Here is an 18614-nt window from a genome sequence, read left to right on the forward strand (position 1 = left end):
CGGCAAACATGCATAGAGGAACTGAAATGGAACGGCAAAAGAACGGGCTGGTGGTCAGCGCGCACTCCGCGGACTTCGTCTGGCGCGCGGGCGGCGCCATCGCCCTGTACGCCAAGCGCGGCTGGAAAATGACCGTGGTCTGCCTGTCGTTCGGCGAACGCGGGGAATCCGCCAAGCTGTGGAAGCAGCCGGGCATGACGCTGGAGCGGGTCAAGGCCGACCGCCGCGACGAAGCGCGTCTGGCGGCCGACATCCTTGGCGCGGATATTCGCTTCATGGACTGCGGCGACTATCCGCTGCGCGTGTCGGACGAGGCGCTTTTTGAACTGGTGGATGTGTACCGCGAACTGCAGCCGGAATTCGTGCTGACGCACTCGCAGAAGGACCCCTACAACTTCGATCATCCGCTTGCCACGCACGTCGCACAGGAAGCCCGCGTGATTGCGCAGGCGCACGGGCATCATCCCGAACAAAAGGTGCTGGGCGCGCCGCCCGTTTTCCTGTTCGAGCCGCATCAGCCCGAGCAGTGCGAGTGGAAGCCCGAAGTGCTGCTGGACATCTCCGAGGTCTGGGACCAGAAGCGCCGCGCCTTCGAAACCATGGCCGCGCAGGAACACCTGTGGGAGTACTACACCCGCGTCGCCTTGCAGCGCGGCGTGCAGGCATCGCGCAACTCGAACCTGAAGATCAAATACGCGGAAGGCTACCAGCGCGTGTTCCCGCAAGTCACCGGAGAGCTGGCATGAGCATCGCCGTCAGGAACATCGACCGCGCCGACAGCACGGTCATCGCGCGCCTGGCGTCGGCCGGCGTCGCCACCGCGCACGAAGCGCAGCAGCGCACCGGCCTGCTGCAACCCTACCTGCGGCCCGTTTACGCCGGCGCATCCATCGCAGGCAGCGCCGTCACGGTGCTGGCGCAGCCGGGCGACAACTGGATGCTGCACGTCGCGATCGAACTCTGCCGGCCGGGGGATATCGTCGTCGTGGCCTGCGCATCGTCGAGCGAGGACGGCATGTTCGGAGAACTGCTGGCCACCTCGATGCGCACGCGCGGCGTGCGGGGACTGGTCATCGACGCAGGCTGTCGCGATGTCGCGGCGCTGAAGGACATGCAGTTTCCGGTGTGGTCCAAGTGCGTGTCCGCCAAAGGCACGGTCAAGGCGACGCCAGGTTCGGTGAACGTGCCGGTCGTGTGCGCGGGGGCGCTTGTGCAGCCCGGAGACGTCGTCATTGCCGACGATGACGGCGTGTGCGTCGTGCCGCGCGAACGTGCGGCGCAGGTCGCCCACGCCTGCGATGCGCGCTTGGTCAACGAGACGGCCAAGCGCAAGCGCTTGGCCGCCGGGGAACTGGGGCTGGATATCTACGGCATGCGGGAGAAGCTGGCCGCCGCGGGACTGGTGTATGTGGACAGCCACCCCGGGGTCTGAAACGCAGACGCCACCTACCGCGTCGTGCAGCTCACCGCATTGCCATACCGGTAGCAGTCCGTGGTGGTGGGCCGCGGGTTCATATACGGCCTCATCAGCATCATGTTCTGATCGCGCTGCGCCTGCTGCTGCGCGGCGATCTGCTGAGCCTTGTCCAGCTCTGCCTGCACGGTCTTCTGCGACTCGGTCAGCAGTTTCGCGGCCTTCGTGTTGTAGTCGCCGAAGGTGATCTTCTTTGCCCACAACTGCGCCCGCAGCGATTTGCTGTCGGTCTGCAGGATGTCGAAGAGCGCGACAACGCTGCCCGTCGTGTAGGTCTTCAGGTACGTGCGGCGCATTTCGAAGCACTGCGCCATCACCGGGTCGAAATCGCTGATGGCCTGCTGCTGCGCCGGCGTGGCCAGGCTGGAATCGGCCAGCTGCGCCAATGTCGCGTCCGGCGCCTTCACCGGCAGTTTCGTCCGAAGGGGATCGAGCCGGATATCGGCCCATGCATTGGTGCAAAAGGCCTCGACGTTATCGGAATCCACTTTCTGCTGGTTGACGCGTTGGCCCTCAGGAAACGCGCACCCGCCCAGAATGCCAGCCATGAACAGCGCGGCAATTGCTCTCATTCTTACCAATCCGTTAAATACCTGCGCCTGTCGAACACGCCCTTGCGTGGGTGTCTTGGCGACATCGCAAAGGGGATTCAAATCGTCGCGTCATCCGGGCGCTCGGATGACGCAACGGTGTGGATCATAGGCGATCTCTCCAGAACGGCTGGGCAGAAGCCTGAAACGCCGGCCTCGAGCGACGGATGAGGCCATTTGGATGATTTTTGCTGCCGCCCTGTGCGCCGGAGCCCTCATCTGATGCGCCAACGCCACATCCAGACAAACCCCGTAGCGATATCGAATAAGAATGCTTATCATGCGCGTTTTACATAAAAGAACGCATGGGGTGGGGTTGTGGGTAAAGCATCGAAAGGCCGTCAAGGCAGGCAGAAGGGCGTCGCCCTGGCCGTGAAACAAGCGTTGGCGGGCAGCGCCGCTTTATATGCCGCGTCGGTATCGGCGCAGGCGCAGCCGGCGGCGCCGGCTCCGATCACCGTCCTGCCCACCGTCACGGTGACCAGCGCACCCGTCGCCCTCGGCGAGGCGCCCGCGCCCATCGCCGGCGGCCTGATCGGCGGCGGCGCCCGCATGGGCATCCTGGGCAACACGTCCGTCATGGACACGCCCTTCAGCGTCACCAGCTATACCGCCCAGACCATCGAGAACGAGCAGGCGCGATCCGTGGCCGACGTCGCCACCATGGATCCGTCCGTGCGTATGAGCAGCGCACGCTCGAACATCAACGAAGACCTCACCATCCGCGGCTTCAATGTCCCGACCGCGGACTTCGCGTTCAACGGCATGTTCGGGCTGACGCCGTATTGGCGCGCACCGGTCGAAACCCTGGAGCGCGTGGAGATCATCAAGGGCCCTTCCGCGGCGCTCTTCGGCATGACGCCGGGCGGCAGCGTGGGCGGCGTGGTCAACCTGGTGCCCAAGCGCGCCACCGATGAACCCATCACCCGGCTCACCGGCTCGGTCATGTCGGACTCCGTCTTCGGTGTGCATGCCGACGTCGGCCGCCGCTTCGGCGAGGGCAACGCATTCGGCATCCGCGTGAACGGCATGCTGCGCGACGGCGACACCCCCATCAAGGACCAGTCCACGCGCGAAGCGCTGGGCTCGGTCGCGCTGGACTATCGCGGTCAGAAACTGCGCTCGTCCCTGGACCTGATCTGGCAGAAAGAACGCATCGACAACGTCGTGCGCCAGTTCCAGCTTGGCGCCGACCTGACCTCGATTCCCGAGGCGCCCGCCAACAAGAATCCGTATCCCGGGCTGGGTTGGAGCGACGGCCGCAACACCGCCGGCGTCTTCAAGATTGAATACGACATCACGGACTACCTGACTGCCTATGCGGGCTACGGCCAGCGCAAGCTGGACTGGGACGCCTTTGCTGCAAACCCCGTGCTGCAGAATTCGCAGGGCGACTACTCCTTTTTCGGCGGCTGGCAACGGATGACGGTGGACAGCAAGTCCACCGAGGCCGGCCTGCGCAGCAATTTCAAGACCGGCCCCGTGAGCCACAAGGTCGCCTTCAGCTACACGCTGCTGGACCAGAAGTCCGACCTGGGCTTCAACACCGGTTTCCCGCCCGGCAACTCCAACATCTACGCGGGCAACGTCTTCGATACGCCGTCCATCTCTGGCGTCAGCAATCCGCTGAACCGTTATCAGAGCGTCAAACTGACCAGCTACGCGCTGGCCGACACCCTGGGCTTCATGGACGACCGGCTGCAACTGACGCTGGGGGCGCGCCGCCAGAACGTGCAGGGGCAGAACTACAACTTCACCAACGGCGAGCCCAGCGGCCCGCGCTATGACAAGAGCGCGACCACGCCGCTGGCCGGTGTCGTCTTCAAGGTCCGGCCGGACCTGTCGGTCTATGCCAGCTACGTCGAGGGCCTGTCCCAGGGCGACACCGCGCCCACCAGCGCGGCCATCACCAATCCGGGCGAAACGCTCTCACCGTTCAAGTCCAAGCAGAAGGAAATCGGCGTCAAGTACAACCTGAACGACGACATGCTGGCCACCGTCGCGCTGTTTGAGCTGACGCGGCCCAGCTCCGGCATTTCGGGCAACACGTTCGGCGAATTCGGCGAACAGCGCAACCGCGGCGTCGAAGCCAGCTTTGCCGGCGAAGTCACCAAGGGCGTGCGCCTGTTGGGCGGCATCAGCTACATCGACGCCGTCATCAACAAGGCCACCACGCCCGACCTGCAGGGCAACAAGGCCATCGGCGTGCCGGACTGGCAGTTCAACCTGGGCGCCGAGTGGGACACCCCCTTCGTCCCGGGCTTGACGGTGCTGGGCCGCGTCATCTACACCGACAGGACCTATGCCAACGCCGACAACAGCCTGTCGGTGCCAAGCTGGACCCGCGTCGACGCCGGCGCCCGCTACGAAACCAAGATCAGCGGCACCCCCGTCACCTTCCGCTTCAACGTCGAGAACCTGTTCAACCGGAACTACTGGGGCACCGCCACGGCCGGTTATCTGTTCGTAGGCTCGCCGCGCACCTACACGCTCTCGACCAGCATCGCCTTCTAAGGAGGCCGAGATGTCCACGCAAGCCTGGTCCTGGATACACAAGTGGAGCAGTCTGGTCTGCACGGTCTTTATGCTGCTGCTGTGCCTGACCGGACTGCCCCTGATCTTTCATGAAGAGATCGAGCACCTGTCTGGCGTGGTCGAAGCGCCGCCCATGCCCGCCGGCACGCCCAACGCCAGCATGGACCAGATCGCCCAGACCGCGCTGGAGCGTCGCCCGGGCGAAGTCATCCGCTACATGTTCTGGGATCAGGATGAGCATCCCGACATCACGTACGTGTCGATGGCCAGCGCCGTCGACGCACCGCCCGAGGAAAACAACGCCGTCGTCATCGACTCGCGCACGGCCAAGGTCCTGGACGAGCCGGCAACCGACGAAGGCTTCATGTACGTCATGCTCAAGCTGCATACGGACATGTTCGCCGGCCTGCCGGGCATGCTGTTTCTGGGCGCGATGGGCCTGTTGATGGTGGTCGCCATCGTGTCCGGCGTGGTGTTGTACTCCCCCTTCATGCGACGCCTGAAGTTCGGCGCGCTGCGCACCCAGCGCAGCACCCGCGTCAAATGGCTGGACTGGCACAACCTGCTCGGCATCGTCACCGTCGTCTGGCTGCTTGTCGTCGGCATCACCGGCAGCATCAACACCTTGAACCGCGTCGTGCTCAGCCTCTGGCAGATGGATCAGATGGCGGAGATGACCGCGCCATTCCGCGGCCTGCCGCCCGTCACACAGCCTGCGCATCTGGAAGACTCCATCCGCACCGCGCGTGACGCCGTGCCGGACATGGCGGTAAGTCTGGTGGCGTTTCCGGGGACGATGTTCTCCAGCCCGCATCACTACACGTTCTTCATGAAGGGCAATACGCCGGTGACCTCTCGGCTGCTCAAGCCCGCGCTGGTGGACGCGACGAATGGAAAGCTGACCGACACGCGCGACATGCCGTGGTACGTGAAGACCTTGTTCCTGTCGCAGCCGCTGCATTTTGGGGATTACGGAGGTTTGCCGTTGAAGATCCTCTGGGCGGTGCTGGATATCTTCGCGATCGTGGTGCTGGGTAGCGGGCTGTATTTGTGGTTGCGCAAGCCCAAGGCGGCGACGGCTGCCAAGCCCTTGGCGGATGATGCCGCCGAAACCGCCACTGCGCTGCGCCAAAGCGACCGTCAGGAGGCCGCGCAATGAACAAGACGAGCGAACCGCGCAGCGCGCGCACCGAGAACCTGCAGTCGGCGGGCGAGGTGTTCCACATGCCGATCTGGCTGGGCTTGGCGTCGGTGGTTGGGTTGGTGTCGGCGCTGCTTGGGGACGGGGTTTGGGACGGGGTGTCCTGGTTGGCGATCTTTGCGCCGATCGGGGCGGTGTGGTGGGCTTGGCGGGGGCGGGGCGGATGAAGTCTCTTTCATCGCGCCGCCGGCCTTGTCAGTGGCGCGCGGCCATCAGCGTAAGCACATCGCTCAGTGATCGCACGGACTCCGCGCAATTCGATGTGGCCGCGTGCCTGTCCAAGTGATATCCATGCATGCCGAATTTCCGAGGCCCGATCATGTCGGCCTCGATGGTGTCGCCGATCATCAGGACTTCATCGGGCCGGCACGCAATGCCATCACAAAGGTATTGGTAGATCTCGGCTTGCGGCTTCACGGCGCCGGCTTCGTACGACCACGCGCAGAAGTCCGGCTCGATGGGCAGCAAATCCAGCACCGGCGGCCCATACGGCGCTGCCAGGTTGGAGCAGAGCGCCACCTTGATGCCGCGCGCCTTCAATGCAAGCAGGGTGGGCGTGGCATCCGCGAAAAGCGAGATCGATTGAATTTCTTCACGCAATTCGGCTTCCAGGGCGTTCAGGTCCGCGTCGCTCACGACTCCCCCAAACAGGCTGGCCGCCTGTCGCAGGTCGATCGCATTGCTCATCGCCCGAATGCCGTCGTCGCGTTGCCGCGGGCGGCCCGCCTCGTGCAGCAGGCGGACCAGCTTGCGGAACGGCCGGGTCGGCCGTTCGATGTGGACCAAGGTTCCAAATACGTCGAATGCCACGGCCTTGATTGCCATTGATACTCCCGCTCGCCAAAGAGGCCATCCACTGTTCGGTCGGCCATCGGGGCCAACTTCGTTGCGAGGGATTCTAGCGGCTAAGTCTTGCCGCATTCCGTGGGGCTAGCGGGCGGATCGTTGTTTTTACATGAGAATTATTATCATTTGTTCGATATAATCATTGATCGTCCGTTCGTCCCCTCCCTATCGCGCCACCGATTCAGCCGCAGAACATTGCCGCAATGCGCACGACGCGTAACGTCGTTTATTCAAGACCATGACTGAACCGTGTTAGCCCGCTATTACGGAGACCTGCTGAACTTCTGCATGCGGAAGGTGCGAGACCGCGACACGGCCGCTGACCTGGCGCAGGAAAGTTATGCGCGCGTGCTGTCCATGCAGCAGGCCGGGCGAGTGATCCGGGAACCTGCGGCCTTGCTCAGGCAGGTGGCGCTGAACGCCAAGATCGACCTGGACCGCCGTGCCGCCATTCGTCAGCACGACGACATCCATGCCCTGAGCGATGCGGACCACCCCATTGCTCCCCAGTGCCTCCAACCTGAAGAGGCCTATGTCGTGCATCAGACCGTTCAGGCATACCTCGACACCATTGAGGCGTTGCCCCCGCGATGCCGCGAGGCGTATTCCATGTACCTTTTCGATGAATTGCCCTACAAGGAAATCGCCGAACGCATGGGGGTATCCCTGAGCCTGGTGGACCGCTACATCAAGCGCGGCAAACTCGCCTGCATGGCCCGCAGGGAGGCGCTTCGCAATGACGAATGAAAACCGGCAATATTCGGGGCATCCCTTTTTCTGCCGAGGTGTGGTTTTGCCCCCCCTCGTGCGTCTTTACCAATAAATGAGCCGCTTTTCTTCAACATCCTCCCGCACTGTTTCAGCCTCGTTTGACGAGGCTGCGGAGATGCGCGAGCTTGACGAGTTCTTTCGCCAGCAAGACCCCGTGAATGTGGCTGCGGTGGATTGGCACTCCCGCCGGGAACAGGGCCTGACTGCTGACGAGCAACAAGAATTCCGGCAATGGCTGGCCGCCAGCCCTAGCCATGCCGCCGCCTATCAAGAGCTGGATCACAGCGTGGGGGCGCTGCGCGCCGTCTCGGCGGAAGACGCCGCGCGGGTCCTTGCGGGCCATTCGGCAACGTCGACCGACGAGACGGTGCAGCCAGATCCAATCTCGAAATCGGGCGCCGGACCCAAGCGCGCGAGCGGGTGGGCCAGTCGGTGGGCCAGCCACTGGTCCTCGTTCGTCGCCCCTCGGCCGCGCCGGGCCTGGCTGGCCTTCTGTTGCGTGGCCGTTCTGACGGCAGGCATAGGCTGGCATCAATGGGACCAGCGCATTTTCTCTCACAGCTATGTGATCGAGCGTGGGCAGCGCCAGACCGTGACGTTGCCCGATGGCTCCGAATTGGCTTTCGACGCCGAGACGCAGGCGCAAGTCGTCTTGTTTCACGACCGCCGCGAAGTGCGCATCACGGAGGGGCAGATCATGTTCTCGGTCGCGCCGGACAGCACGAAACCTTTTCAGGTTCTGGCTGGGCCTGCGCGCGTCACCGTGGTGGGCACGCGCTTCTCGGTGCGGTATCGCCTTGACGGCATGGATACGAATACCGTCAACGTCGCAGTGGAAAAGGGCCATGTGAGGGTGGCGGACACCCACGGCCTGCTGCCTGATGGTTCAACGGCAGAGGTCGATCTGGTGGCCGGCCAGGGGCTTACCGTGTCGGCGGATGGCGCGATCGGGAAGGTCTCGAAGGTGGCGCCAGGCAGCATCGCGCCGTGGCGTAAAGGCCTGGTGCACTTCGAAAACACCTCGTTGAGCAATGCCCTGCTGGAACTGGAGCGCTACGGCGCCACCGGGCTGACGATCAGCGATCCCGTCGTGGCAGCGATGCCCATCGGCGGCAGTTTCCAGATCGGACGCCCCGAGGCGTTCGCCCAGATGATCGTACAGATCCTTCCCGTCAAGCTGGTCAAAGGCGACGGCGGCAAGACAGAGATCGCCCGCGCGCAATAAGTCCGGCGAGGCCCACGGGGACGCCTGAAAAAAGTTTGCGCGACGAGGTGTAGATTTCACCGGGCTGGTGCGTCTTTATGGGTAGTGAGTTTGATTGTTATTCATTACTCGATTCGTAAAGGACGCCTCCATGCGGCTGACGCACCCTCGCTTTCATCCCGTTCCCTTTGTCCTGGCCATCGCCATGGCATTCGCTGCGCCGGGGATCACTCTGGCGCAGGCCGCTTCCAGCGGCTCCAAACCTGTCTCCCTCTCCATCGCTGCCCAGCCGCTCGGCTCGGCGCTGAACGAACTTTCGGCGGCCACAGGCACGCCCATCGGGTTTTCGCCGGCGCTTGTCGAAGGCAGGACGGCACGCGCGGTCCACGGCAATCTCACTGTGTTGCAGGCGGTAGGTCAAATGCTTGCCGGCAGCGGGCTGGTTGCCGTGCAGGAAGCAGGCGGCATCATCATTAAGGCGGCTGGGTCGACCGGAGGCGTGACAACCCTGGATACCGTGACGGTGGTCGCCCAGGCCGACCGTGGCAATGGCCTGCCCGAAGTCTATGCCGGCGGGCAGGTCGCGCGCGGCGGGCGGCTTGGCATGCTCGGCAACAAGGACGTGATGGATACGCCCTTCAACATTACCAACTACACGGCTCAGTTGATCGAGGATCAGCAGGCGGAAACGGTGTTGGATGTGTTGAGGAACGAGCCCTCGATCCGGCAAACGGCGCCGGCAGGAAATCCGGCCGAAGCGTCCTTCAAGATTCGCGGCTTCAGCCTCACTCCCGGCTCGGTCACCTTCGATGGGTTGCACGGCATGGCGCCGGACACGGGAAACCTGTCGGTGGAGTTTGCCGAACGGGTAGAGGTCATCAAGGGACCGGCCGCCCTGCTTTACGGCATGTCGCCCAGCGGCGCGGTGGGCGGTTCCGTCAATCTCGTGCCCAAGCGGGCGGGTGACGTGCCCTTGACACGCCTGACGCTGGGTGTGGAAGGGAAGGATCTGTGGAGGGCCCAGGTGGACACGGGGCGCCGTTTTGGCGCCAACAATGAATGGGGCCTGCGTTTCAACGGCCGCTACAAAGATGGCGACAAGTATGTCGATGGCGCGAGGAACGGAGGCAACCTCGGCGCTCTGGCGCTGGACTACCGTGGCGAGCGTCTGCGCCTGACGCTGGACGCCTATCGGCTGGAGGAAAAGCAGCGCGGCGGCGGCACGATTGCCATCTACCGCTTCGACGGCGGGCTGACGTCCATGCCCGCTCCCCCCGACGCCCGCACCAATATGTATCCCGGCTCCCCCGAGAGCAAAGAGACGACGGAAGCCGTCATCCTCGGCGGCGAGTACGACTTCAACGACCACTGGACCGGCTTCGCCAAGGTCGGCGCACAGCGCTCGGAGTTTGACGGCCCCATCAACGGATGGCTCACAGACATTCAAGCCAATGGCGATGCGACGGTGACCACCGACCAGAGCGCCTCCTTCGCCAAGACAAAAAGCGCCGAAACGGGCCTGCGCGGCCAGTTCCACACGGGGCCGGTCAGTCATTTCGTGGCGCTGAGCGCGTCCTATCTGAATCGCGAGAACGGCAGTGCGCTGGCATTCATGCCGTTCGACCAGCCGTCCAATATCTACAACCCGTCGCGTCTCGTCTGGCCTGATGCGCCGGGCAGCCCCCCGAAGGCTTCGGAAAGCACCCTCAGCGGCGTTGCTCTCGCCGACACGCTGGGCTTCATGGATGACCGCGTTCTGCTGACGCTGGGCATCCGGCGGCAGAACGTGAAGTCGAGGAACTTCGACGACACCACCGGCGCCGAGAATTCAAGCTACGACGCCAGCGCCTGGACGCCGATGGCCGGGCTGGTCGTCAAGCCAACCGAGGATCTGTCGCTGTATGCCAATTACATCCAGGGCTTGTCGCCGGGCACGACGGTCGGCGACACCTATCAAAACGCGGGCGAGGTCTTCCCGCCCTACAAGACTGACCAGGTCGAAGTGGGCGCCAAGCTACAGACGGGCAGCTTCACCAACACCATCAGCCTGTTCCAGATAGCCAAGCCCAGCACGACGGCCGACTACAGCACCACGCCGCTGCCCACGCTGCGCCTGGACGGCGAACAGCGTAACCGGGGCGTCGAGTGGACGATTTTCGGGGAACTGACACACGGCCTGCGCATGCTGGGCGGTGTGACCTACCTGCAAAGCACGCTGACCCAGACGCAGGACGGCCTGCAGAATGGAAACCGGGCGGCCGGCTCGCCGCCGTGGGCCGCCAACCTGGGGCTGGATTGGGACGTGCCGGGCGTGCCCGGTCTGGCCTTGAACGGCCGCGTTATCTATACCAGCTCGCAGTACGTGAACAGCGACAACACGTTGAAGATGCCGTCGTGGACCCGACTGGACCTGGGCGCGCGCTATGCGACCAAACTTGGCGGCCAGCGCGTGGTGTTCCGCGCGGGCGTGGACAATGTGTTCAACCGGAACTACTGGGAAAGCGTCTGGAACGACAACGCCGTCAACCTGGGTGCGCCGCGCACGTTCCGACTGTCAGCCAGCATCGATTTCTGACACGCGCAGACGCGCCGCCGCCGGACCGGCCGGCGGCGCGTGCGCCGATTAACGCCGGCGCGCGGTCAGCCAGTCGATCGGCTGAAGGGCGTGATCGACGATACGGACTTCACCGACGCTGCCGAAGAACCCATCAGCCCGCGCGCCATCCCACGAACCGGCGCCGACGATCCACGGCATGTTGGCCGCCAGCGTCGCCAGTCCGCGAGCGCCCGAGGTATTACGCAGCACCGGCGCGCCTTCCACGTACAGGATGGTTTCGTGCGTCGTGTCGTCGTTCACCACGGCAACGTGCATCCACTTGTCGGGGATGATCTCGCCCGACCAGTTCGCCTTGGGACCACGCGTTCCGGTGTCGTCCGGCACCACTTCCCACTGGATCTCGCGCAGGCTCGACACGGCGAACAGCAACGGCGGGGATTCGGGGTCTCCGCCCGAGAAGCCCGCCAGATCGCCGCGCTTGCCGTCGCGCGTCATGATGTTCATCCACGCGTGCTTGGACGCAACCCAGTCACGGTCGATCTTGATGAACGCTTCCACGGTGTAGCCATTGGGTGCGGTTTGACCGTTGATGATGGCTGCCGCATCCGTCGTGAAGTAGCTCATGCGCGCCGTGTTCTTGTCGGTGTTCAGGAAACGCACCGAGCCGGGGGCGGCCGACAGGTAATGGTGATCGTCGGACCAGACCACGTCGCCCAACTGCGCACCGGCCACGCCGTCAATGTTCAGCGCGGCGCGGCGCATCGGATTCAGACCGGTACGGTCGGCGATCACCTCGCCCACCGGCACGGCCTGCCCATTGGCGCCGCCAAAGAAGCGCCAGTGCGCCAGCGTGCCCGACACCTGCGGATAGTCTTCCGCATCGGCGGCAGGCTTTTGCTCGGCGGCGACCGGATCCGTGTAGTTCGCCAGGATCAACGCGCGGGCCTGGTCGATCAGCGCGGTGTGCGACGGCGTGGCCGCCTTGAATTCCTTGTTGAAGCCGCCAAAGCGCTTCGCAAAATCCATCTTGATGGTGAACTGCTCGTTCGCGCCGGTCAGAATTGCCTGGTCAAACGTGTTGAGCGTGTTCTTCGGTTTCTGCGGCACCCACGGCGAGAACGACAGCACGCGGATCTCGTTGTTGCTCAGGTCGAATTCGTACAGACGCATCAGGCCGTTCCCGCCCTGATAAGCCATCTGGTAGTCCACCACCATTTCCTCGACGGGGTTGCCAAACGCATTGGTCTTGGTCAGATGCGCGGCGCCGTGATAGTGGCCGTTCAACGTCATGAAGATCTGATCGTTGTCGCGGATCAGCTTGTCCCACAGCATCAGGCCGTAGGGCACTTCCAGCGGCGTGACGCCATCCTTGTCGATGTTCAGCAACTGGTGGTTGACCAGAATCACCGGCAGCGTCGGGTTCGTGCGAATGACTTGGTTGGCCCAGGTCAATGCGTCATCGGAGATGCGCCACGACAGCGACAGCACCATGAACTTCTGGCCCTCGGCTTCGAACACGTGATACTCGTGGAAGCCGCTGGGGTCGCGGCCGCCAAACGTGGCCTGGTTCTTGGCGCGATCGGCGCTGAAGGTCTTCAGATAAGGCTCATTGGCCAGATTGCGCTGCGCATCTGTGGCGCTGCCCTGGCTACTGGCGTCGACGTAGTCACGGTCCAGGATCACGTCGTGGTTGCCGGCCAGGATCGAGTACGGGACCTTGGCGTCTTCCAAAATCGCCATGGCCGCATCGGCCACCTTCCACTGGTCGGGCTTGCCCTGTTGATCGACGACGTCGCCCAGGTGGATCAGGAACGGGATGCCGAGCGTTTTGGAATGATCGGCCACCCACTGCGTCTGCGCCTTGAACGGCTCGCTGCCGTACTTGCGCATGAACTGCTGGTTTTCGTCGTCGGTCGCGTAGCGCGAGTAGAACTGCGTGTCGGGCAGCACTGCTACAGCGAAGCTGGAGATGTTGACGGGTTGGGGTTGCGGTTCGGGTTGGGGCTGAGGTTGCGTTCCGGGCGTTTCCGGCGACGCGGTGTCGTCATCGTCGTCGCTGGAGCAGGCAGACAGCAGCAACGACCCGCCGACCGGCAGGAACGTGGCGCCGAAACCGGCCTTGAGCAGACTGCGACGGCGCGGATCCGCCTCCGTCGGCAATGCCGCGAGTTTGTTGGCAACCTCAAGTTTGCCGTCGTGCTTGTCGTTCGCCATCTGTGCTGCCCTTCAGAAAAAGCGGGAAGCTTAGGTAGGGCGGATGACGGGATGATGAAAGTTGGCGGGCGAATTTTCGTGGGAGGACTCAGGCGTCTGTGATTGCTTTGCGACTGCCAATGCAAGCCGCTTGAGATCGCTCGCCCACGGAATACGCTAAATAGGGTATGGATTGCCCCACCTCGCTTAATTATCTTTCGCTCCTATGTACAGGCTCGAAGCGCAGAGACGAAGCGCAAGACTGGCGGACGATCATGACGCAAGAATGCAAGGTGCATGTGGTGAATCGCTGGTGGCGGGGGCTTTGGGCGCTGGCTTTGCTGGGCTGCACGCTTGGAGGCTGTACTGCTCTGCCGGATACGCGCGGCTTTACGGTGGCCACCATCCAACTCAAGGAGGCGATGGGAACAACCGGCGAGGTGGTTAAAGCGGAGGTCGCGTCCGCGAGCAGCGCCGGCGCTGTACCACGCGACGACGACTCGATCAAGAAATTGGACGCCGCGTGGTCGGCAACCATGAGGTCGCTGGATGCGATGGTCGCCTACGCCAAATCCATCGAAGAGATTGTTGACGCGGGCAATAGAGGGGCCGAGAGCGCAAGAGACGTGGCGGATTCTGTCAAGCGTCTGCTAGACACAGTCAGCATTGATGTGGCGACGAGCGCTAGCGCGGAAGTTGTGGGTGTCGCGACAGACACCATTGCTTTTGTCTATGGGGAATATGCCAAGCACGTCGCTGCACAGTCCCTCGAGGAAGCATTAGCTAATTTTGGTCCTTCGATGGTCCGGATCTCCGCCTTGATTAATGCGCAGGTCACAGATGCACGGCGTCTGTTCGTTCTGCAAATCGAGTTCCAGGTTCATCACCTGAATAAACCCGAATTGTATGGAGAATGGATCGCGCTAAACGATGAACTCAGTAAGCTGCAGGACAGCGCCACGCTGCAATTGTTCGCGTTGATCTCGGAAGGGCCAGCGAGACAGCCAGCCAAGATCAACGAGCTGAAAGCCCAGCTCGCCCAACTGGACATCGTCCACCAGAATTTCGCCCCGCATATAGCTGAGTACAACGAGAAGCTCAAAGCGATTCGGCAACGCGAGAAGGCTGGGCTGTCGATAATTGGGGCTGCCGAGAATGCGCTCGCCATCTGGGGGGCGACGCAGTTGCAGTTGGCAAAAGCGGTGAAGGAACGCAAACCTGTCAATTTGGATTCGCTCATCGCGGCGGTCGCCGAAGTCAGGACCCTTACGCAAAGGTGGCGTGAACTATGAGCAAGATCATTGGATTCGAGGCATGTAATGCAGAGCTGAAGAAACTGCTTGACGATGTTGCTCAGCAGATTATTGCTGCTAAAGACAAGGGCGCGGCAGTGCTTGATGCGGAGGTGATTAAACAGTCGAAAAGACTCGTGGACTTTACGAATCAGACTCGGCCCAAGAACATCTCCGATAAGGAGGAAGTGGAGAGCATCAGACGCATTGACGAGCAAGCGGAAGCAGCACGACAAAAGCTGATTGGAAAAGCCGCTGCAGAAATTATCAACGGTATGCATGGCCGGATTGCGGCGCTGAACCAGCTCGAGAAGACGGTAAAGCAGCAAACCGCTGAAAACGAGCATAACGCCAAGCGGATCCGCTTGATCCCGGTACGCAATGCAATTGACGCCGTCACCGAAACGATTGACGCCTTCAAGAAGGCCAGAGACGCATTGGCCGACGACAACCCGAACGAAGCGAACGTCAAAGCGAAAATCGACGCCTTCCTGCGTGCGATCAGCGCGGTGGAGAAGGCCGCCCAGGAGCTATAGCGTCGCGTTGCGACCCGGTGGTTCCCATTCGCGGTGCGGTGAACACTTGAGCATGGTCGAGGTGTCCGACACCGGCACTTATGCCACTGTTTAGAGTATTACGCGCGGCCGAAAATGGATTGTGTCGATCTGGTCGACGCTGGCGAAAGTGGCTTCGATATTCTGCGCTTGACGTCGTTAAGTAGTCTGCGGCGCAAGCAGCAAACCTGCCTGTGCAAACGGCTCGCGCGGTAGCGAGGACATGCCGCGGTCGAAACCCATGGCATAACGGTCGCAACCAGGAAGTTGTGGCCACGCCTCAATCAGCGCTGCAACTTGGTCGAGCCACTGCGAGTTGGGCCCAATCTGCTTGATCAAGAACCAGATCACAGCGATAAGGCCGAAAAGGCGGCCGCGCGCGTGGTCGGACAGTGTGAGCACATTGAAATAGGGGTGAGGAAGGTGCGCGAGAGTGTTGCTGGATGACTGGTTCCAAACTCGTGCGTGATGCGCACATCGGTTCCGCAAAGTGTTGATCTGCTGCAACCAGTCCTTCAGAACCAGGCTGTTTGCAACCCCTAGTCGATTTGAAATTCGCTGTCTGTGCTTTCCGCGAAGCATCTCGAAGTACTTGGATAGGAGACCAAAGTCCCAGGCTTCGACCGCGACCCAGAACGGAATGGCTCTCCTATTTTCGCGATGCCATACGATGCAGTCTTCCCGGGATCGGTTGAGTTGCGAGCGCTGGCGTTCAGACCATTCTCGCCATTGGTTGCGGACCCTACCTTTGTGCGCATAGTCGGCACAGGCGCGGGGCATGATGAAGCGATCCTGTTCGTACGCCATTGGATCGTGGAAACCGACCTCGTGGGCAATTACCGACCGAAGGTGCACTTCAATCCGCTCGATAGCGTCGAGCGCAAGAAGTCTTAGACGCTTATCGAAAAGGTATAGGTTGAAGACATCGTGGAATGCAGTGCCTGGCAAGAAGCGATCTGCGCGCAACGGCCGGCCTGCGTGACCGGTAACTTGTTGCCCGTGCTGATCTCTGCACGGTACCCGGCACGGATACCAATATCCGCTCAGCCGGTAATAGCCGACCTGGGAGAGTTTCCGTTGAGTGCGGCCTGCGTCACCAATGTCCATGCCGCGCTCTGCAAGCACGCTCGCGAGTTCGACGTACGTCTTATGCGGTTTTGGCGGTGCCGTCTGAACCAAGGCAATGCCTCAGAAATGAGAAGGCCCAAACATGCAGCCGGACAAGCCGACTGCAGAGGTTTGGGCGCGATTGCAGTGATTGTTGTCTCTATCGTCGGTAGGGGTCAAGCGTTTGGCCGGATCTCAGTTGGGTAGGTCGCCAAAACAAGACGAGTCTGACGAGAAACTGGGACGTCGTCCCTTTCGTGCCTTGTACAGAGCTCAAGTTCGGATCTCGGCGCGGTCAACGGACGAGCCACATCGACTCGGCGATATACGCGGGGCGACGCTGTTATGCAGACACAGGCCGAAAGCGGACTGAACCGTCAGCAAGGGCGGCCCTGCAGGGGGAAAACACGACTTTGGGGGGGGCGCAGAGATGAGCGCTTTTAACGCGTCACCGCACATGGAATTCGTGGTGCCCGGGGCCGGAATCGAACCGGCACGCCTTGCGGCGGGGGATTTTGAGTCCCCTGCGTCTACCAATTTCACCACCCGGGCTAGGGGGTCGCGAGCGCGTCCAGGTGACGGCTGCGGGAGATGCGAAGACCGCGATTATATGCGGTCTTTCTCATCTTGTCAGGCGACGGCCGGGCGGGCCTGCCGTCCAAGGGGCAGGCCGGGGCTGCTAAACCCCGACCGCACCCCCAAAATCCTCACTTCTTCTCGGGCAAGAACCAGTTCATCACCAGCGCGCAGATACCGCCGGTTGCCACGCCCGATTCCAGCACGCTCTTCACCGAGTGCGGCAGGTGCGACAGAATTTCCGGCACCTGCGACACGCCCAGGCCCAGCGCCAGGGACACGGCAATGATAAGCAGCGCGCGGCGATCCAGCTGGATGCCCGCCAGGATGTTGATCCCGGAAGCGGCCACCGCGCCAAACATCACCATCGCAGCGCCACCCAGGACGGGCTCAGGCACGGCTTGCAGGACACCCGCAACGACCGGGAACAGTCCCAGCAGGATCAGCATCCCGGCGATCCACACGCCAACATGGCGGCTGGCGATGCCAGTCAGCTGAATGACGCCGTTGTTCTGGGCAAACACCGAGCTGGGGAACGTATTGAACACGCCAGCCAGCAGCGAATTCGCGCCATTGACCAGCACGCCGCCCTTGATGCGCTGCATCCAGAGTGGACCTTCAACCGGCTGCTTCGACACCTTGCTGGTGGCCGTGACGTCCCCAATCGCTTCCAGGGACGTGACCAGGTAGATGATCAGCATCGGCACGAACAGGGCCCACGAGAAGCCCAGGCCGAAGTGCAGCGGAACCGGAACCTGGAAGACGGCGGCCTCGCGGGCGCCGGTGAAATCCAGGCGTCCCATATAGGCGGCGGCGATGTAGCCGACCGCCAGCGCCAAGACCAGGGCCGTGCTGCGAATCCACACGACCGGCACGCGGTTGAGCAGGATGATAGTGCCCAGGACGAGGCCGGACAGGGTCAGGTTCTCGGCGCTGGCAAAGGTGCCGTTGGCCATCGCGCCAAAGCCGCCGCCCATGCTGATGAGGCCGACCTTGATGAGGGTCAGGCCGATCAGCAGCACGACGATGCCGGTGACGAGCGGGGTAATCAGGCGTTTGACGAAGGGCAGGATGCGGCTGATGCCCATCTCAACAAAGGACCCGGCGATGACGACGCCGAAGATCGCGGCCATGACGGCTTCGACCGGGGTGCCTTGCTTGACCATGACCGAGCCGCCGGCGATCAGCGGGCCGACAAAGTTGAAGCTGGTGCCCTGCACGATGAGCAATCCCGCGCCCAGGGGGCCGAAGCGCTTGCACTGGACGTAGGTGGCGATGCCGGAGATCACCAGCGACATGGAGACGATCAGCGTGGTGTCGCGGCTGCTGACGCCCAGGGCCTGGCAGATGAGCAGGCCGGGGGTGACGATGGGGACCAGGATGGCCAGCAGGTGCTGCAGGGCGGCGACGAAGGCGACGGGAGGCGCGGGGCGGTCGTCGGGGCCGTAGACCAGGTCGTGGCTGGTGTCGGCGTCATCGGAGGAGCCGGGGTTGGCTTTGCTGGGTGCGGGTTGGGTCAGGGAGGCGGGTTGCATGGCGGGAGGGCCGGCCGGGGAGGGGTAGGTGAGAAAAGTGCGGGATTTTACCGGGGACAGCCGCCTGTCAGGTTGCTTCTCCGCCACCCGGTCTTGAAAAGTTCCCATTGGCCCCCACATCAGTAGGGTTTCCCGGCGGCCGCGCGGGCGCATTGCCCCAGCCGACCGATATTTGTCCC

The 18614-nt window shown here is 62.7% G+C and carries 15 protein-coding genes and 1 tRNA gene; 10 read left to right on the forward strand and 6 right to left on the reverse strand.

Annotated features, from left to right (window positions below; all coding sequences use genetic code 11):
* The first annotated feature begins 26 nt into the window (after window positions 1–26).
* Both RT697_RS08040 and RT697_RS08045 read left to right on the forward strand, forming a co-directional pair.
* Window positions 27–746: a PIG-L deacetylase family protein gene (locus tag RT697_RS08040; protein WP_313697986.1), complete on the forward strand. Its 720-nt coding sequence runs from the start codon at window positions 27–29 to the stop codon at window positions 744–746.
* Complete coding sequence (locus RT697_RS08045; RefSeq protein ID WP_313697987.1) at window positions 743–1432, forward strand: 4-carboxy-4-hydroxy-2-oxoadipate aldolase/oxaloacetate decarboxylase; 690 nt, start codon at window positions 743–745, stop codon at window positions 1430–1432. Before RT697_RS08040 ends, RT697_RS08045 begins: the two co-directional genes overlap by 4 nt.
* A 14-nt stretch (window positions 1433–1446) precedes the next feature.
* Here the strand turns inward: RT697_RS08045 and RT697_RS08050 are convergent, their stop codons facing one another.
* Window positions 1447–2046: a hypothetical protein gene (locus RT697_RS08050; protein ID WP_313697989.1), complete on the reverse strand. Its 600-nt coding sequence runs from the start codon at window positions 2044–2046 to the stop codon at window positions 1447–1449.
* 390 nt (window positions 2047–2436) lie between these two features.
* Here RT697_RS08050 and RT697_RS08055 point away from each other — a divergent pair, with 390 nt between their 5' ends.
* Genes RT697_RS08055 through RT697_RS08065 form a run of 3 tightly spaced genes read left to right on the forward strand, consistent with a single transcriptional unit; the run spans window position 2437 to window position 5967 of the window.
* Window positions 2437–4578: a TonB-dependent receptor gene (locus RT697_RS08055; RefSeq protein WP_313697990.1), complete on the forward strand. Its 2142-nt coding sequence runs from the start codon at window positions 2437–2439 to the stop codon at window positions 4576–4578.
* Window positions 4579–4588: 10 nt separating this feature from the next.
* On the forward strand, window positions 4589–5758 hold the full coding sequence (locus RT697_RS08060) for a PepSY domain-containing protein (RefSeq protein ID WP_313697992.1): 1170 nt from the start codon (window positions 4589–4591) through the stop codon (window positions 5756–5758).
* Window positions 5755–5967 (forward strand): hypothetical protein, encoded by a 213-nt coding sequence (locus RT697_RS08065; RefSeq protein ID WP_313697994.1) that lies wholly within the window; start codon window positions 5755–5757, stop codon window positions 5965–5967. The genes RT697_RS08060 and RT697_RS08065 overlap by 4 nt, the downstream gene beginning before the upstream one ends.
* 28 nt (window positions 5968–5995) lie before the next feature.
* On the opposite strand, the gene RT697_RS08070 is transcribed toward RT697_RS08065, so the two are convergent.
* Entirely contained in the window at window positions 5996–6625 is a 630-nt protein-coding gene (locus RT697_RS08070) for an HAD family hydrolase (RefSeq protein WP_313697996.1), read from the reverse strand.
* Between the two features lie 270 nt (window positions 6626–6895).
* Between RT697_RS08070 and RT697_RS08075 the strand changes: the two genes are divergently transcribed.
* From RT697_RS08075 to RT697_RS08085, 3 genes are all read left to right on the forward strand, one after another.
* The gene (locus RT697_RS08075; RefSeq protein WP_313697997.1) at window positions 6896–7393 is read left to right on the forward strand and encodes an RNA polymerase sigma factor; all 498 of its coding nucleotides are present in this window, start codon (window positions 6896–6898) and stop codon (window positions 7391–7393) included.
* 139 nt (window positions 7394–7532) lie between these two features.
* Window positions 7533–8642 carry a FecR family protein gene (locus RT697_RS08080; RefSeq protein ID WP_313697999.1) on the forward strand — a complete coding sequence of 370 codons (1110 nt, stop codon included), beginning with the start codon at window positions 7533–7535 and terminating at the stop codon, window positions 8640–8642.
* A gap of 130 nt (window positions 8643–8772) precedes the next feature.
* Window positions 8773–11196 carry a TonB-dependent receptor gene (locus tag RT697_RS08085; RefSeq protein ID WP_313698001.1) on the forward strand — a complete coding sequence of 808 codons (2424 nt, stop codon included), beginning with the start codon at window positions 8773–8775 and terminating at the stop codon, window positions 11194–11196.
* 48 nt (window positions 11197–11244) lie between these two features.
* Here the strand turns inward: RT697_RS08085 and RT697_RS08090 are convergent, their stop codons facing one another.
* A complete protein-coding gene (locus tag RT697_RS08090; protein WP_313698003.1) occupies window positions 11245–13392 on the reverse strand; it encodes a LamG-like jellyroll fold domain-containing protein in 2148 nt (715 codons plus the stop codon).
* A gap of 254 nt (window positions 13393–13646) precedes the next feature.
* Between RT697_RS08090 and RT697_RS08095 the strand changes: the two genes are divergently transcribed.
* Window positions 13647–14663 (forward strand): hypothetical protein, encoded by a 1017-nt coding sequence (locus RT697_RS08095; protein ID WP_313698005.1) that lies wholly within the window; start codon window positions 13647–13649, stop codon window positions 14661–14663.
* Window positions 14660–15199 (forward strand): hypothetical protein, encoded by a 540-nt coding sequence (locus tag RT697_RS08100; protein WP_313698006.1) that lies wholly within the window; start codon window positions 14660–14662, stop codon window positions 15197–15199. Before RT697_RS08095 ends, RT697_RS08100 begins: the two co-directional genes overlap by 4 nt.
* A 177-nt stretch (window positions 15200–15376) precedes the next feature.
* Here RT697_RS08100 and RT697_RS08105 read toward each other — a convergent pair whose 3' ends face one another.
* The 3 genes from RT697_RS08105 to RT697_RS08115 all read right to left on the reverse strand — a co-directional run bounded on the left by RT697_RS08105 (window position 15377) and on the right by RT697_RS08115 (window position 18435).
* Window positions 15377–16324, reverse strand: coding sequence for an Abi family protein (locus RT697_RS08105; RefSeq protein WP_313698008.1), 948 nt, complete (start codon window positions 16322–16324; stop codon window positions 15377–15379).
* 467 nt (window positions 16325–16791) lie between these two features.
* Window positions 16792–16876 (reverse strand) — tRNA-Leu (locus tag RT697_RS08110).
* A 155-nt stretch (window positions 16877–17031) separates the two neighbouring features.
* Entirely contained in the window at window positions 17032–18435 is a 1404-nt protein-coding gene (locus RT697_RS08115) for a uracil-xanthine permease family protein (protein WP_313698010.1), read from the reverse strand.
* Between the last annotated feature and the right edge of the window lie 179 nt (window positions 18436–18614).

Origin of the sequence: Achromobacter sp., assembly GCF_032113835.1 — a bacterium.
Taxonomy (GTDB): Bacteria; Pseudomonadota; Gammaproteobacteria; order Burkholderiales; family Burkholderiaceae_B; genus Achromobacter.

Bases quoted from the DNA above. Each gene is read 5' to 3' on its own strand.
- RT697_RS08040 (WP_313697986.1), top strand. From the start codon at position 27: ATGGAACGGCAAAAGAACGGGCTGGTGGTCAGCGCGCACTCCGCGGAC.
- RT697_RS08045 (WP_313697987.1), top strand. From the start codon at position 743: ATGAGCATCGCCGTCAGGAACATCGACCGCGCCGACAGCACGGTCATC.
- RT697_RS08050 (WP_313697989.1), bottom strand. From the start codon at position 2,046: ATGAGAGCAATTGCCGCGCTGTTCATGGCTGGCATTCTGGGCGGGTGC.
- RT697_RS08060 (WP_313697992.1), top strand. From the start codon at position 4,589: ATGTCCACGCAAGCCTGGTCCTGGATACACAAGTGGAGCAGTCTGGTC.
- RT697_RS08065 (WP_313697994.1), top strand. From the start codon at position 5,755: ATGAACAAGACGAGCGAACCGCGCAGCGCGCGCACCGAGAACCTGCAG.
- RT697_RS08070 (WP_313697996.1), bottom strand. From the start codon at position 6,625: ATGGCAATCAAGGCCGTGGCATTCGACGTATTTGGAACCTTGGTCCAC.
- RT697_RS08080 (WP_313697999.1), top strand. From the start codon at position 7,533: ATGCGCGAGCTTGACGAGTTCTTTCGCCAGCAAGACCCCGTGAATGTG.
- RT697_RS08085 (WP_313698001.1), top strand. From the start codon at position 8,773: ATGCGGCTGACGCACCCTCGCTTTCATCCCGTTCCCTTTGTCCTGGCC.
- RT697_RS08090 (WP_313698003.1), bottom strand. From the start codon at position 13,392: ATGGCGAACGACAAGCACGACGGCAAACTTGAGGTTGCCAACAAACTC.
- RT697_RS08095 (WP_313698005.1), top strand. From the start codon at position 13,647: ATGACGCAAGAATGCAAGGTGCATGTGGTGAATCGCTGGTGGCGGGGG.
- RT697_RS08100 (WP_313698006.1), top strand. From the start codon at position 14,660: ATGAGCAAGATCATTGGATTCGAGGCATGTAATGCAGAGCTGAAGAAA.
- RT697_RS08105 (WP_313698008.1), bottom strand. From the start codon at position 16,324: ATGGACATTGGTGACGCAGGCCGCACTCAACGGAAACTCTCCCAGGTC.
- RT697_RS08115 (WP_313698010.1), bottom strand. From the start codon at position 18,435: ATGCAACCCGCCTCCCTGACCCAACCCGCACCCAGCAAAGCCAACCCC.